We start from the raw sequence: 15,315 nt of genomic DNA, 5'->3' as shown, positions 1-15,315 counted from the left end.
TTTGGATACATAACATGTTCATTTAAATATACTAATTGCAAAATCATATTTTTTAATTCATTTGAAGTACAATATTTCCGAATTGTTCTCCAATCTCCATACGGCTTAGCGCACTAATTGCTTCTTCTAACGAGTAAACTTTATCAATAATTGGTTTAATTTGATGTTTTTCTATAAACTTTATCATCTCATTAAATTCCTCACGGCTACCCATGGATGTTCCCATAATATCAATTTGATTATAAAATAATGCGCGTAATGGTAATTCAATTTTATCTCCTGAGCTTGCACCAAAATTCACGATTCTTCCATTTGGTTTTAATACATCAAAATATTTCAAAAAAGTTGCCGGACCTATACTATCTATTATTAAATCTACTTTTTCACCTTGTAAGCTCTCTCCCCAATTTCCGGCACTATGAAACGAAATATCTGCACCATATTTTTCAGCAAGTTCCATTTTATTCTCTACCCTTGAAGTAACACTCACTTTTGCGCCGATTGCTTTCGCGAATAACATGGAAAAAGTAGCAACACCACCGCCTATTCCCGGAATTAAAACGTGTTCACCGCACTTCAATCTACCTTTTGTAAAAAGCGCTCTATATGCAGTTAATGCGGATAAAGATAAAACACCTGATTCTTCCCAAGTAAGATATGACGGCTTTTCTACTACATTTTCAGCTGGTACAATTACATATTCAGCAAACGTTCCATCTTTTGGTCCACCTAGCACTTCCGGTAACTCCGGTACTTCAGTAGCATGTTCCCATCCAATACTAGGATTAATAATAACTTCTGTATGTAGTATGTTATCAGAAACACCATTTCCAATTTCCGTAACAATACCTGCACCATCTGATCCTAAGATTAAAGGTAATTGCATTTCTTTTCTATTATTCATAATAAATATATCCCGATGATTTAAACCTGCTGATTTTAATTTCACTTTAACTTCCCCATCATTAAGTGTTCTCCCAGGTGATATTTTATATTCTACACCGTCAAATCCAGTTTTATATTGATGTACGATAGCTTTCATTATTATTCCCCCTTAATAATTTTAATGTACTAGAAATTTCGAAATAAACAAAATGATTTGATCGTAAAAAAAGAAGGAATGCAAAAAGCATCCCTTCTTTGATTGCTTATTTTATTATACAAGGTAATGTAATCGTAACGATTGTTCCTTCATTTTCTTTACTCTCTATTTGAATAGCTCCGTTATATTTTTCTACAAGTCGTTTGGCAATAGACAAGCCTAGCCCGTTACCACCTTGTTTTCGACTTCTCGCTTTGTCAACTCGGTAAAACCGATTAAGAACAAATGGTAAATCGGATTCAGGTATTCCCGCTCCATGATCTATTACACAAATTTTAACTTTCCCTGATTGTAAACTAGATTCTATGCAAATATATTTATTAATCTCTTTTGTATACTTAACTGCATTATCCATTATGATAATAATAATTTGTTCTAAGTAAGATGATGGCATTGACACATAAGCTGCATCATCCCCAAATTTCATATCAAATTGAAAATCACTTTGAAGTACTACAAAGTTTTGTGTAACATGTTTTAATACGCTATTTACATGTACTGGCTCAGCTGCTATTGGATGCAATTGTTCAGATTCAGCTCTTGATAGTTCTAGCAATTCTGAAACTAATTTATTTAAACGATCTACTTCCTTTAAACTAGATTGAAGAGATTTATCTAATACTGCTGGATCACTTTTCCCCCATCGATTTAACATCGCTAAGTGCCCATGAATAATTGTTAACGGTGTTCTTAATTCATGAGATGCGTCTTCAACAAACTGTTTCTGTTGTGTAAAAGAAGTTTCTACTTCATCCATCATCTCGTTAAAAAGAAGTGCTAATTTTGCAAGCTCATCGTTATTTTCTCGTACTGGAACTCGTTCATTTAGTCCATTCTTCTTAATACGTTTCATCGTATCTGTTATACTTTGGACACTTGATAATAGTTTCTTCGTTATAAGTATCCCGCCTAAAAAACTAAATATCAATCCGAATATTCCAGCAATAACCATTACCACTAAAATAATTTTTAATAAATGATCAAATATCTCTAGGTTTTTCGTAAGTTCAATAGTGCCAGTAAAGTCTTTCGTTTTAATTGGTATGCGCTTAACTAATATTCGATCTTCTAAATGCCTTTTTATAAATGACTCATCTTTTATAACCTGCTTCGGTTTTACCCACGTTTCATTAAAATCTCGTGAAACAGTAATAATCGGCTCCCCATTCATGTCAATAATACGAATCATTTGATGCTTATCAATCATATTGTTTAGAAACTCTTTACTATTTTCAAATGTTTTACTCGAAAGGGTATCATTTTTATCTTGGAAATATGCTGCTATTTCCGTCACTTGCCTATTTATTTGTTTCTGTTCATAATCTATAGTCCACTTATTAATTACAATAAACTGCAATACACTATATAAAATGAATAAAATAAATACTAGTGTAGTGGACCAAAGTGTTAGTTTCCACTTTATAGGTAGATTTCGAATTCGAAACACAATATTTTTTATCATTTCATTATATATCCCGCACCACGGACTGTTTGGATATACTCCTCCTTATCTACACTATGTAACTTGTTTCGCAAATAACGAACATATACATCAACGATATTTGTCTCAACAATTGCACCATATCCCCATACTTGGTCCAATAAAATATCACGAGTAAGTACGCGATTAATATTTTTCATAAACATAAGCAATAACTCGAATTCTTTATTTGTAAGTTCAATTTCTTCATTTCCTTTAGTTATAGTTCGAGATTCAATCTGAAGTTGCAAATCTTTGAATGTAAGAAATGAAACCTGCTTGTTTTCATTATGTTCTTCTCGTCTAAATATCACTCTCATACGTGCTAACAGTTCTTCAATTGCAAATGGTTTCGGAAGATAATCATCAGCTCCACTATCTAAACCTGTCACACGGTCCATAATACTATCACGAGCAGTCAGCATAATAATAGGTGTATTTTTAGTAGCTCTTAGTCGACGACATACCTCTAGTCCATTTAATCCAGGCAGCATTAAATCCAGCAATATGAGATCGTAATCCTTTTCAAGTGCTGCGCTTAATCCTTTTCTCCCATCAAGTTGTATATCTACTTGATACCCTTCATATTTTAGTTCTAATTCTAAAAAATCTGCTAAACTTTCCTCATCCTCAATAATTAAAATGTGTTGCAACAGTAGTTCCTCCTAGACGATTAAATGAATAAATAATCCTATTCCAAAAATAATTACAATGATTTGATGCACTTTTTTATACATCACAAATTTTTCTTTATTATTTATTCGCTGTAAATAAAACCCAACAATCCCTAGTACAATTATAGCTAATAGAGAAAATATACCACTGTATATGAGTAAAATATGACGACTCCCTTTTATTAAAAAATAAACACCGTGAGTAATCGTAACAGCTATTACAGCGTAACCAATTAATACATGAAACTTTTTGGCGAATAGATATATTTCTTTAACTTTTTTAAATCCTTGTATATTTTTATTCTTTAAAAACAACCATATATGCCGTAAAAACCATAGTGAAGCAGCGATAATCGCCCCATATTCACCAAAAGAGCCTAATTTTTTATTTAATCCTTTTACATTCAGTGCATTGCCGTACATAACATTAATAAATAGCAATTCTACACTACAAATAATAATAGTAATGCCTATAATTTTAACACACACATGCAAATATTTATTTCTTAATATCTTCTCCATTTTATTTAATCCCCTTACTAATAAAGGCTTTGTAACAAGCAGTCTATCAAATAAAAAAGAAAAGAACATGAGAAAAAGATTAAAATAAAATGAGAATATCAATTACTATTGATTTTTTTAGCTAACTTTATTATATTTTGAATAAACGGCGCTTTCGCCTTTGTATATGAGACACGATCAAAAGCATATGTAATAGCATGCCTCTCTTTTAATTCTCTATATTCTTTACGTGCCCATTCATGGCTTATTAGAAAGTCACGAAATAAAATATTGTTTCTCCACTCATCACTATTATAAATATAAATATGCAAATGATGAGTACCGGCTCTCCATTTTCCCTTTCTAAAAAAACGCCAATTGATTGCATCTTTTGGAACAAACTCATATCCAATTTCCGATAGAATTTCAATCCAGTTTTCAGTAATTTGTAAGTCTGTTACGCCAATCATCATATCAATAAGAGGTTTAGCTCCTAATCCTTCTACTGCTGTGCTTCCTATATGTTCAACAGCAATTATTTCTTGTCCTAACAAGGAACAGAATTTCTCTTTTTCTTTTATATACTCTTCAACCCAGTCTTTTTGATATGCTTTAATAACAATTTGTTGATCCATTGTATTCACCTCTTTATAAGTGTTTATCATTATATTTATAAAATTTTATATTATTAGCATAGGATTTCCATACAATATGTCGAATAGTGGAATGTACAACATAATTATATTAAATGTGAGGTAATCTATGAAAGATAATTCCGTGGAAATTCAGTTAAATAACGTAACATTCCAATTAAAAGAATATCATAATTTTGATTGGATTATTAAATTAGGGACCGTATTCGCAGTTTTTGACCAACAAGATTCAGGTAATATAAGTTTTGGTATAGAAAAAGATGGTCATAAGAAATTTATTAAATACGCAGGAGCACAAACAATTGCATATGAAGGAACATCGGGTGATGCTATTGAAAGGCTAAAAAATTCAGTTACTATCTATGAAGAATTAAAGCATGACTCGCTCATAAGACTAATTGATCATTTTCCAGTTCAATCTGGATATGTATTAATTTTCGATTGGTTTGATGGTGAATGTCTTCATTCGCATTGGCGTTTCCCACCTCCTGCGAAATATAAAAATCCAAACTCTCCATTTTATAAATTTAGACATTTATCTGCTATAGAACGAATTCATTCCTTACATTCCATTTTTTCTTTCCATACTTATGTAGAAAAGAAAAACTATGTAGCGATAGATTTTTATGACGGTAGTATTTTATATAATTTTAATACAAACGAGACAAAAATTTGTGATATAGATTTATACAGTAAGAAACCTTACATAAATAAAATGGGTCGGCTTTGGGGTTCCTCCCGTTTTATGTCACCAGAGGAATTTGAACTAAACGCTATAATTGATGAAAGAACAAATGTATTTAATATGGGAGCAATGGCGTTCTCACTTTTAGGCGGTGAAAAAGATCGTTCCTTTATAAAATGGGAAGCAAGTAAGGAATTATATGAGGTAGCGTATCGTGCTGTAAATAACAATCGAGCAGAACGATATGCATCAGTTACAGAATTCTACGAAGCGTGGTTAAAAGCGGCTAATGCAGAAAAGATATAACCCTAAATTATTAAAAGAAATAAAGAGTTTATACTATTGTCATGTATATTAAAAATAGTTTTATGAGCGTTTCGTACTAGTGTGTTCTAATTGATTATGGCTATTATTGAGGAAGACATATTAGTGATAATTTATGTCTATTTTGTATAAGTGTTAGCAAGTTCGTTTGCAAACTTGCTAACACTTTTTTGTTTAAATATTTCACACCCAAAAGGTGCATACATATGATGATCACCATATAAACCGACTTTCTTAGCACATAATTGACATAATTCATCGATAAAAGCCTGTGTACCTGCTCGCATATCATCCATTGTTTTCACTTCTACATCAGCCACCCAAACTGTTGCACTCTTGTCACCACAGTTCCAGAAATCACGGGCTTCTACGCGTGCATCATTTTCAGAAACGACGGAATGCATAGTTACCAAAAGAAATCACATGCTGCTTCATAGCTTGTACATAACCTTTATACGATACCTCTACACCACTTGTATGTAAAACTGATATATCATTAATTAATAGATGATAATGCATTACATCTTTTATTTCTACATCTTTTTCACGCTCTTTTATGCTACCCGTAACACGTATAACGTGTTTTGTAGTTTCCATACTTCCATCGCTTTTCTAATTAACGACCTGTCCACATATCTTGCACAATTCCATTTTTAAATAATTCATATGGGAAATAACAATATCCTTTATCTCCCCAGTCTTCTCCCCAGCTGTTGCGAATAATAACCGTTTGCTTATCATCATCATATCCAACAGCACAAACAGCATGTCCTGCTGGCTGACCATCTTCAACAATTACATCATCTGTTCCTGATACTGGAACTATACCAGTCTTTTTCACTTCTTCTGACATAAAAGATTTTGGTACAGCAAATCCAAGTACAGCAACTAATCCATGAGCAAGTGCAGCCTTTAATCCCGATAAATCTTGAATACGATGGTAGGTTCCAATTTTATAAAGTGCAGCATCTGATTCAGCCTTTGGTGATGGCTTATCTCTAAAATTCTCGGTATAAGGAAAATCCTCTTCAGGGCATACTCCAATATTTTTAAGAACCCCCATACCATCACGAACATTCGCTCCACTATCTTCCTGAATATGTCCTTCTATTTCTCGTTCATGATAATATAAAAACAAACGAGATAAGCAAGTAAATGGACGACCTGATTGTAATAATAGATATTCTCGTAACCCTGAAACAATTGCATTTGCCGTACAAGAACCTATATTCCATTGGTTTACTATACCTGACATTTTAGGACGAAGATCGACTTGCGTTGGCAAATCCGCCTCATTACTAAACAAGTAACTCCGAAACATTTTGTCTCTTAAATCAACAGGGTCTTTTCTTACATTAAGGTACTTTACAATATCTTTGTTACTGGTAAAACTGAAATTTGATTCATTTGAACTCATTGTAAAAATCCATCCTTTCTTAATATCTAGATAATTCATTTCTTCTCTATACTTAACTTAAAAATTAAAAATATACCTATTTAATTTTTATTTCATTTGCATTCAATACATCCGTATGTTTAATTATTTATCTTTTTACTTATCAATTTCTATTTTCAATTTATCTCACAACTACTTGAACTCTATATCTTTTTTTCTTTCTTGTTTGATTCAATTGCTTTTGCCACTCACGTAATTAGTCTTGTAGTGCCCTCATATTTTCCTATCTCCCCCTTCCAAAATAAAAAGGACACCAATTCATTAAAACAACTTGAATTGCTGCTTTAATGAATTGGTGTCCTCTAGTTTTCTAGCCGGACTATATTTATTTCATTATACTTGTCTGTATAAAAAGATTCCTCCAAGCTTTATCTATTCTGTCTTTCTCATATTTTTGTATAACCTTTGTCCAACGAGCAATTGCTTTTTTTAGTTTCTTTTTCTTTAAATTATCCAATCCTCTCACTCCTTCTTATAAAACAGTTTTTTCCATTTTAGGCGTTTTCATTAATTTAATACCTTCTTACATTCAAAAAGCGGCTCAAATGTGAATTGTACCTATATAATTTCAAAAGGATTATTTTATTAGATTTTCAATCAAACCTCATTTCAAAATTCTCAGTTTCAGATGAACCACTAGACGCATACACCATATACTAATTTAAATGCTTCCTAGGAAAGAAGGTGAAAGCTATGCCATCTATTGTCGGAAATATGGTTGTGCAAAATAGTAACGGTTCTTTCAACTTAGGTGATTTTTATAACGTTTCTCCAAAAGAAAATACAAAAGCTTATAATGGTTCAGGTTCATCTAACGTTGCTTTTGTTCTCAATACATTTAACGGTGTTAGTGCAACAAACACATTTGATTCTGATGTTGCAGACCAAAACCAAGTTGGAACAGTCTAAATTTATTCATTTTCCTCTAACTCCTGAATAAAACCCAATATTCCGTTAATAATGTATATACAGTTTCTGATTTCCCTTCATACCCGAAGGCTGAGTAGCTAGTTTTTACTAGCTGCTCTTTTTATGTTTCACACAAATAAAATTCTATATTTCACCGATACTATATAGGACTGTAAAAAGTCAGCTTTAAATTCTTCCCACTCTAGCTCTCTTGGTCGAGGGTTGAGCAGTTGGCTCTTGCTAGCTGCTCTTTTATTTGGTTACTGCTTCTGTTTCTTAAAGAGATTCTTTAACTATATTTCACTAATAAGGACAAATTCTTTAATCCGTCTCGAATAAAATAAATAATTTGGCATATAATATCTATGTATCTAGATTATTACCTCTGTATGGAGCAGTTAGGCTGGGCTAACCGCTCTTTTATTGAATAAATTTCTAAAAAGTGTTAACAATATAAGTACACCAAGGTTGAATACGAATGACCATTTCGTTCTTCTTATTCACCAGGATAGTTAGCTTTTGCTAGCTGTCTTTTTTTAGTTTATCCGAATAAAATTTTTAATTATGTACGATACTATAAATGGGCTGATACAGCTTGAATTCACATTGACATCTGTAATGTTCTTTTTCCTTTCTCTGAGGACTGAGCGGTTAACCTTCGTTAACTGCTCTTTTGTATTGAGTTGATAATAAATTTTAGGTCGTATTTCTCTTCTATACCATATACTTTTTAAGTATCCAACTCAAAGTGTTACCTCCTATCTGAAAGGGCACTGATGCATGGTGCTCTTTTTTTAGTTTCTTTATTTCTACAAAATGAAATTTTTATAACATTTTTTAGTTCAAATATCCTTTCCATCAATGTACGAACAATATTACTTCTTCTTTAAGCATCTTTATGAACAAAATTTATAACCTTTACTCCACTTGGATTTATATTAAAAGTAATAGTTTCTATGCCATTCGGAGGGTTATGAGCTCCTATATAAGTTTTATATTGAACTGTAACAATAAAATTAAAGTTTTCTTCTGGGAAACGTTCAATTTTTATAATTTTTGTGTCCGTCAAACTATACTGATGATCTGGTCCAAGCTTCCTTCTGATAACTTGACTTGCATATGGTGCTAATAAAGTATTATAAGAATCATAAAACTCTTGATTATCAATATTAAACGCTTTGGTATCTAACGGATTTAAAAATAAAACTACCATAATAATTCCCAAAAACAAACTAACCACTTTTCTTTTCAACATATACTCATCCTTAATTCATTTAGATATCCGTTAAGCTCCCCAGCATAAGAGATGACTATTCTTCATCCTTATCTAACTTCTTTTTATTCAAATAACGTTTTTGTTAAAATTTTACTTAAACCTTATTCATGGTATAATCTGGATTATTTATTTTTCCAAGAAAGGCTAAAGTAATGAGAAAATAATTCGGTTTCATTTCAAATTTGTTAACTATTATCGTATTTTTTACCTTTTATAGTGATAGTAATTTAATTTATTTAATATTTGTATCACTGGTTTTAATTATTTTCGCTCCAAAAGGTACATCAAAAAAAGTCGTTATAACTAGTATAATAATTTCGTGTATTTTTTACCCTCTCATATTCGGCCTGCTTTTTATAATTGGTTGAGGATTAGCAGAATCAAAACTAAACTAATCCCTTTTTCTCAAATAACGATTTTGTTAAGTTATACCCCATCCATTTTTCACACGTCTTTCCGCTAAACACATTTGTCTAGAAAACCCTATATTATTAAAAATGGTTATCGACTCTCAACTTGAAATTTTTCACTTTTGATAATGCAACCACCTACAACGGAAATATACCTTTTTCAAAGGAGGCATCTACTGTATATATCAAATAGGATTGGCTTATTTAGTTGGATTGCAACTTGCCTATACTTTTTAATTGAACCTTTCTTTATTTTCACTTCTACAGCATCTTATAACTATTTGCATCATGCAATGAGTGATCTAGGTGTAACAAGCTGTGGAGAATTCACCTACGAAATAGCTCCTTATGAAATATGCTCCCCTAACCACTTTTGGATGAATTTACTCTTTATTCTTAATGGAATAACATTTTGTATTGGAGTACTATATATTTCACAACATCTAGAAAAAACAAAAATTAATAAAATAGCAACATTTTTTATAATTATAATAGGAGTTTCCACTATAGTCTCAGGATTAATTCCTGCAGATGTAAACCTAATTGGACATTCTATTCTAGTTTGGATAGGTATGCTTACTGTATTTCCAGGACTATTTATTTTTGCAAAGAATCTTAAAAAAACTAGAAAATGGACATATTTCTGCTTACTAAACTTAATAGTAATAACAATCATTATCTCACTTGTTTTTCTTTTCCCCTTACCTGCAGGTCTACTACAAAGACTTTTTTACTTGGTTCTTTTCGTTTGGGGAACTGTATCAACCTACAAATTAATAAAATAAAGATTTCATTAAAACTTTTCACCTTTTAACTGGACAAGCATATAGTATTGTATGGAGATATCCACTCATAGAAATCTACCTTTCTTGTCCAAGAGCATGCTTATATGCGTGCTCTTTTGATTGCATTTAAAGATTTCACATTCATTAGAAATGTACATACAATAATCATGATCATCTCATTATTAATCTTTTGGTATCCTTCTCGATACACATCTTGGTCATGGAGCATCTTAAAAAGCGCTCTTTATATTTGTTAATAAATAACCATTTTGTTCAAACATACACACGGTATATATTAGTTAAGCATATATTTACATAGACAAGACATAACTTTTTTAAACATGCACAATTTTTGTGCATGTTTTTTTATTTAACAAAATAACTATTTTATTATGTTTCCTAACTTACAGTAATGTCCTTAAAAAACATTCATATATATTTATCAGATGCACTTTTAAATTCCAGAGTATCAAATACTTTTAAAAGTTAACTGACCAACAATATTCGACTTATCTTTAAAAACTTATTAAAAATCACTTAGATACAAAAAAGCTACGTTTTATATAGGATAAAAAATTATCTTACGCAAAGGAGCTTGATTATTTGTGAATTACCAAAATGATAATAACTCTAACATTCACAAACCTTGCACTTGTCCATCCCCCACGGCTAACAGTTTAAATGTTGTTCAAACTACCCCATCAATAGTCTCGGTAAATTCTGCGATTCCACTAGATACCCTGGTAAATTCTAATGGTACGGCAATCTCATTCACACCACCAACAACTGTTTTACTTGAAGGTGGAAGAACCTATTTGGCAATCTATGAAGTGCAAGTTATCATTCAACCAGGAGGTAATTCGGCAGGTATCACTATGTATCTTAATAATAATCCAATCATTGGCTCTGGTACTTCTCTGGGATATACTGCAGGATTCACTTCTGTATCAGCACCCGCTATTTTCACTACACCTTTAGGTATAACAAGTACTCTTACTGTTAATGTAGGACCATATTCTAATACATTAAATACATTGGGCTTAACTCTTGCTGTTGTAGCATTAACATAATAAAATGTAAAACTCTCTAAAATGATTTTATTTATCCCTTAACTGTCTATTGGGCTAGCCTCTAAGAACTCCACATAACTACATATAGAAAAAGAACATTATTTGGTTCCATAGTACTAGGTGACTCGGCTAGCACAATTGCTGAGTCACCTATTTATCTATAACAAAATAAAGCATTTGTTTAATTTATTACTTGTTCTTTTTAATGCATTATTCTATTACAATTCATTTTCATGTTATAATTACCAACAGTACATATTTTAATAGGCACAACAAATCTCATAAATATAGGAGGACCTTAATAATCCTAACTCAAGAAAAGAACATAAAATTAATTATGCATTTTCTTACATTATTATCTTTTTTTATTCTTATTTTCTTTAGTGTCACAATTTTTTATATACCTTTGGTTTTCTATTTTGTATGTAAATCACAAAACATTCGGAAAAATATTCTTGAAGCTGTTTTTTTCAACTATTCATTTGGATAATTACAGTGATTTGGAATCTTTTCATAATAAGAATCTTAATGCTATTTTGGTCTAATTTAGACTTAGCTTCAAATAACGCTTTGATTATTTTCGGGGTAGCTTCTTTATATCTAATACTGTTTCTCTTATTAATTTTTGGACCTATAAAAGGAATTTTATATGTGCTACAAGAAAAAGACTTTCATTATCCTATTATTTCTAAATGGATTAACAAATAAAAATACGTGTAGAAGAATTCAGAGTTTCACTGAATTCTTTTTTTATGGATCTTTTAAAATCTTTTACATCTTCCTTCATTCCTTCTTTTTAATAAACTTCAACTTTTATTACAATAACGCTTTTTTAAAATACAATCGTTTTTCTATAAACTTTGTAACCTTCATTTCCTTTCCTATGATTACAATTTCCTACTAGCAACCAAGTATTGGCTATATCCCCCATATGAACACCTCAATTTTATTGGCATATACTTTGAAGGAAAAAACATTTCAATTAAACATATACCTACAAATTCAGTTGCTAATAATTTACCAAAAATTACTTAACATTTAATTTTTTAAAGGAGGTATTTATGAGATATAATCAAAAATCAAATTCGTGTGATAAATTTCAGCAACCCTGCTTTGTTTCTATATCCCCTTGTGATCAAAGTAATTGCTGTACACCTGTTTTTTTCTCGAATGCTCAACAACAAGAATTATTGCAAATAATAAATCAATTAAATCAAGCCATCCTTTCTTTTTTCACAACACCAAATCCAACAACTATACAAATACTCCAATCAGCATTACAGGCATTAAATGATTTATTAATAGCAGTACAACCAAATACACCAAATAGAAATTTAGTTATAAGAACTATAAATCAATTAATTAATTCTTTACCTACCGCATCTCTCACTCAAATCTCAGCATTATTCCAATTTCTATTCCAAAGCTTGTCTTCACTTATAAGTTGTTCAAATATATCGGACCCCTTATTACAGCAAACATTCAACTTAATTTTACAAGGAATCTTAAATAGTTCGCTATTAAGTAACATCGGAACACCGGGGCCGACTGGAGCCACTGGACCTAGAGGATTTCCTGGACCTAGAGGCGCTCAGGGTTCTCAAGGTGTGCAAGGAATTCAGGGGCCGGAAGGACCGGAAGGACCTCAAGGTGTGCCAGGGATTCAGGGACCGGAAGGGCCTGAAGGGCCTCAAGGACCTCAAGGTGTAGAAGGACTTCAGGGGCCTGAAGGACCAGAAGGACCGGAAGGACCTCAAGGTGTACAAGGGATTCAAGGACCTCCAGGACCACCTGGGCCTACTGGTTCAGGGACCGGAATGGGAATTCCTGGACCACCGGGACCTACTGGGCCTCAGGGTATCCAAGGAATTCAAGGACCGGAAGGACCGGAAGGGCCCACTGGACCTCAGGGTGTACAAGGAATTCAAGGGCCGGAAGGACCGGAAGGAGCCACTGGACTTCAGGGTGTGCCAGGAATTCAAGGGCCGGAAGGACCACCAGGAGCCACTGGACCTCAAGGTGTGCAAGGAATTCAAGGGCCGGAAGGACCACCGGGACCTACCGGAGATTGTGATTGTCCACCGGGACCTACTGGACCGACCGGACCTACCGGGCCAACCGGACCTGCATGTAATTTCCTAGTATATGCTACAAATGCAGGACTCATAGATGACCCTACAAATGATACAGTATCTGTAATTAACACCGGAACAAATATAGTAGTTGATACAATTACTGTAGGTAATGCACCACTTGAAGTAACAGTTTCACCAAATGGAGCTCGTGCTTATGTTACTAATATTTTTTCTAATACCGTTTCCGTTATTGATACTGCTACGAATACTGTTATCGCTACCATTCCTGTTGGAACTAATCCAATAGGTGTAGCTGTTTCTCCAAATAACACAACTGTTTATGTTGGAAATCATGGTAATAATACGGTTTCTGTCATTAATGCGGCAACAAACACAGTTATTAATACTATTCCTGTTGGCATCGCTCCACAAGGGATTACTGTTTCCCCAAATGGTGCCTTTGCATATGTTGCAAACGAATTAAGCAACACAATTTCTGTCATTAATACTGCTACCAACACAGTTATTGCTACCATCCCTGTTGGTATTCGTCCTAGAATAATCGTGTTTACACTAGATGGTACTCGTGCGTATGTCACAAATCAAAACAGCAATACGGTTTCTGTTATTAACACCGCTACCAATGCAGTTATTAATACAATTAACGTAGGTACCGAACCTGTTGGCATAGATATTACACCGGGTGGAAACCTTATTTACGTTGTAAATAAAGTTAGCAATAATGTATCGGTAATAAATGTGGCGACAAATACTGTGATTGATACAATTTCTGTTGGTTTATCCCCTGATCAAGTAACCATCATACCTGATGGCACTCGAGCATATGTTACAAATCAAGCTAGTAATACTGTTTCCGTTATTGATATTGCTACGAATACTGTTATCACTAATGTCCCAGTAGGTGTCGCTCCAACCGGAATAGCTACTGGAACTATTTGTGAATAAAATAAAGAAGTGCTAGCTGTTGTTAGCTGATCTCTTTCTATAAAACCCAAATCACATACCAATTAATTTACTAACATTGAATTTTTTAGAATTTAATAATAATATTTACCTATAAAACCATTACCCTTATACAAAGAGCTATGAGCCTTTCCACTCATGACTCTTTTTTTTACGATTTTCACTTCACATCTACGCGATTTTGACTAGCTTCTCGACTAAATCCGTCTGGGTATCTTTCTAAAAATAATCATTTTATCTTTTCAGTAAACTTAGTATCTACACGATCAACCTTACCGTTTATCTAAACCGCGACTTGCTCACCAAATCCGCTCATTGGTGGATTGACTACTGTTACATTTTCGTCCTAAACTATTAAAAGTTTGTTGCTACTAACATCAATTTCTACTTTTTTCATATGTCCATCTACCTTTTACTACCACATGTACTCAACAACATCAGTTTTAAAAGCCACTTCCCAAATAAACTCTTACTGGAATTACTACACGACCTAGCTCGTCCACTTTTCTTGAAACACCTGTTTTTTCATACCTTACTTTCCTTTAGTATTTTTATATTTATTTAGAATCTCATGCAAACGTTTCTTATTACCAATCAGTTCTGCTTATCAAGATTTAGATTTAATTAATTGTAATAAATCAGGTGGAGGGTTATGCAGAAATGCTTTCAAGGAAAAATTTTATAAGGAAATAAAAAATGCAGCAGTGAAAAAAATTAAAACTCGTAATTTAAGACATCCACACTCAACTATACTATTGAAACAAAGAGTTAATCCTAAAATTATCAGTGAGAGATTAGGTCATACAGACATTTCATTAACTCTTAGGATTTATTCTCATGTTTTACCGAACATGCAGGAAGAAGGAGTAAAAAATTTTAGTAAAAGTATCTTTGGATAGCTAACGTTTGAGAAATATTTGCATTTTATAAC

General features: G+C 32.5%; 13 protein-coding genes and 4 pseudogenes. 7 read left to right on the top strand and 10 right to left on the bottom strand.

The features are described from left to right. Positions 1 to 52 precede the first annotated feature (52 nt). From ACW0JX_RS12980 to ACW0JX_RS12960, 5 genes are all read right to left on the bottom strand, one after another. Positions 53 to 1,042 carry a zinc-binding dehydrogenase gene (locus ACW0JX_RS12980; RefSeq protein ID WP_459245761.1) on the bottom strand — a complete coding sequence of 330 codons (990 nt, stop codon included), beginning with the start codon at positions 1,040 to 1,042 and terminating at the stop codon, positions 53 to 55. Positions 1,043 to 1,148: 106 nt separating this feature from the next. After that, complete coding sequence (locus tag ACW0JX_RS12975) at positions 1,149 to 2,564, bottom strand: HAMP domain-containing sensor histidine kinase (RefSeq protein ID WP_459245760.1); 1,416 nt, start codon at positions 2,562 to 2,564, stop codon at positions 1,149 to 1,151. Continuing rightward, positions 2,561 to 3,235, bottom strand: a complete 675-nt coding sequence (locus ACW0JX_RS12970; RefSeq protein ID WP_089171143.1) for a response regulator transcription factor — start codon at positions 3,233 to 3,235, stop codon at positions 2,561 to 2,563. The genes ACW0JX_RS12975 and ACW0JX_RS12970 overlap by 4 nt, the downstream gene beginning before the upstream one ends. Before the next feature lie 12 nt (positions 3,236 to 3,247). Then, positions 3,248 to 3,778, bottom strand: a complete 531-nt coding sequence (locus ACW0JX_RS12965) for a hypothetical protein (RefSeq protein ID WP_016081420.1) — start codon at positions 3,776 to 3,778, stop codon at positions 3,248 to 3,250. Between the two features lie 98 nt (positions 3,779 to 3,876). After that, positions 3,877 to 4,392 carry a GrpB family protein gene (locus ACW0JX_RS12960; RefSeq protein ID WP_089171142.1) on the bottom strand — a complete coding sequence of 172 codons (516 nt, stop codon included), beginning with the start codon at positions 4,390 to 4,392 and terminating at the stop codon, positions 3,877 to 3,879. A 127-nt stretch (positions 4,393 to 4,519) separates the two neighbouring features. On the opposite strand from ACW0JX_RS12960, the gene ACW0JX_RS12955 reads away from it, so the two are divergent. Continuing rightward, positions 4,520 to 5,401 carry a protein kinase domain-containing protein gene (locus ACW0JX_RS12955; RefSeq protein ID WP_089171141.1) on the top strand — a complete coding sequence of 294 codons (882 nt, stop codon included), beginning with the start codon at positions 4,520 to 4,522 and terminating at the stop codon, positions 5,399 to 5,401. Between the two features lie 206 nt (positions 5,402 to 5,607). On the opposite strand, the pseudogene ACW0JX_RS12950 reads toward ACW0JX_RS12955, so the two are convergent. The 3 genes and pseudogenes from ACW0JX_RS12950 to ACW0JX_RS12940 form a co-directional block, all read right to left on the bottom strand. Beyond that, positions 5,608 to 5,887 (bottom strand): annotated as a pseudogene (locus tag ACW0JX_RS12950) (glycoside hydrolase family 25 domain-containing protein); the annotation flags it as partial. A 148-nt stretch (positions 5,888 to 6,035) separates the two neighbouring features. Further along, entirely contained in the window at positions 6,036 to 6,836 is an 801-nt protein-coding gene (locus ACW0JX_RS12945) for a C1 family peptidase (RefSeq protein ID WP_000097509.1), read from the bottom strand. Between the two features lie 364 nt (positions 6,837 to 7,200). Next, positions 7,201 to 7,332: a DUF3983 domain-containing protein gene (locus tag ACW0JX_RS12940; RefSeq protein WP_114556335.1), complete on the bottom strand. Its 132-nt coding sequence runs from the start codon at positions 7,330 to 7,332 to the stop codon at positions 7,201 to 7,203. A 236-nt stretch (positions 7,333 to 7,568) separates the two neighbouring features. Between ACW0JX_RS12940 and ACW0JX_RS12935 the strand changes: the two genes are divergently transcribed. Next, positions 7,569 to 7,784, top strand: a complete 216-nt coding sequence (locus tag ACW0JX_RS12935) for a spore germination protein (protein WP_001139345.1) — start codon at positions 7,569 to 7,571, stop codon at positions 7,782 to 7,784. 886 nt (positions 7,785 to 8,670) lie between these two features. Here the strand turns inward: ACW0JX_RS12935 and ACW0JX_RS12930 are convergent. Next, on the bottom strand, positions 8,671 to 9,039 hold the full coding sequence (locus ACW0JX_RS12930) for a DUF3888 domain-containing protein (RefSeq protein ID WP_089171139.1): 369 nt from the start codon (positions 9,037 to 9,039) through the stop codon (positions 8,671 to 8,673). A 607-nt stretch (positions 9,040 to 9,646) separates the two neighbouring features. On the opposite strand from ACW0JX_RS12930, the gene ACW0JX_RS12925 reads away from it, so the two are divergent. The 4 genes and pseudogenes from ACW0JX_RS12925 (at position 9,647) to ACW0JX_RS12910 (ending at position 14,366) form a co-directional block, all read left to right on the top strand. Continuing rightward, the gene (locus tag ACW0JX_RS12925; protein WP_089172123.1) at positions 9,647 to 10,255 is read left to right on the top strand and encodes a DUF998 domain-containing protein; all 609 of its coding nucleotides are present in this window, start codon (positions 9,647 to 9,649) and stop codon (positions 10,253 to 10,255) included. Between the two features lie 605 nt (positions 10,256 to 10,860). After that, positions 10,861 to 11,325: a hypothetical protein gene (locus tag ACW0JX_RS12920; protein ID WP_089171138.1), complete on the top strand. Its 465-nt coding sequence runs from the start codon at positions 10,861 to 10,863 to the stop codon at positions 11,323 to 11,325. Positions 11,326 to 11,626: 301 nt separating this feature from the next. Beyond that, positions 11,627 to 12,033: pseudogene (locus ACW0JX_RS12915) on the top strand (DUF4870 domain-containing protein). A gap of 353 nt (positions 12,034 to 12,386) precedes the next feature. After that, entirely contained in the window at positions 12,387 to 14,366 is a 1,980-nt protein-coding gene (locus tag ACW0JX_RS12910; RefSeq protein ID WP_459245759.1) for a YVTN family beta-propeller repeat protein, read from the top strand. A gap of 301 nt (positions 14,367 to 14,667) precedes the next feature. Here the strand turns inward: ACW0JX_RS12910 and ACW0JX_RS12905 are convergent. Continuing rightward, positions 14,668 to 14,781 (bottom strand): annotated as a pseudogene (locus ACW0JX_RS12905) (DUF3954 domain-containing protein). Between the two features lie 196 nt (positions 14,782 to 14,977). Between ACW0JX_RS12905 and ACW0JX_RS12900 the strand changes: the two are divergent. Then, positions 14,978 to 15,283 (top strand): annotated as a pseudogene (locus tag ACW0JX_RS12900) (tyrosine-type recombinase/integrase); the annotation flags it as partial. Positions 15,284 to 15,315 lie beyond the last annotated feature (32 nt).

It is taken from the genome of Bacillus sp. C-3-6, assembly GCF_054509685.1.
Note: the sequence above shows the minus strand (reverse complement) of the source record. Positions and strands in the feature narration are given on the sequence as shown.

Bases quoted from the DNA above. Each gene is read 5' to 3' on its own strand.
- ACW0JX_RS12980 (WP_459245761.1), bottom strand. From the start codon at position 1,042: ATGAAAGCTATCGTACATCAATATAAAACTGGATTTGACGGTGTAGAA.
- ACW0JX_RS12975 (WP_459245760.1), bottom strand. From the start codon at position 2,564: ATGATAAAAAATATTGTGTTTCGAATTCGAAATCTACCTATAAAGTGG.
- ACW0JX_RS12965 (WP_016081420.1), bottom strand. From the start codon at position 3,778: ATGGAGAAGATATTAAGAAATAAATATTTGCATGTGTGTGTTAAAATT.
- ACW0JX_RS12960 (WP_089171142.1), bottom strand. From the start codon at position 4,392: ATGGATCAACAAATTGTTATTAAAGCATATCAAAAAGACTGGGTTGAA.
- ACW0JX_RS12955 (WP_089171141.1), top strand. From the start codon at position 4,520: ATGAAAGATAATTCCGTGGAAATTCAGTTAAATAACGTAACATTCCAA.
- ACW0JX_RS12945 (WP_000097509.1), bottom strand. From the start codon at position 6,836: ATGAGTTCAAATGAATCAAATTTCAGTTTTACCAGTAACAAAGATATT.
- ACW0JX_RS12935 (WP_001139345.1), top strand. From the start codon at position 7,569: ATGCCATCTATTGTCGGAAATATGGTTGTGCAAAATAGTAACGGTTCT.
- ACW0JX_RS12930 (WP_089171139.1), bottom strand. From the start codon at position 9,039: ATGTTGAAAAGAAAAGTGGTTAGTTTGTTTTTGGGAATTATTATGGTA.
- ACW0JX_RS12910 (WP_459245759.1), top strand. From the start codon at position 12,387: ATGAGATATAATCAAAAATCAAATTCGTGTGATAAATTTCAGCAACCC.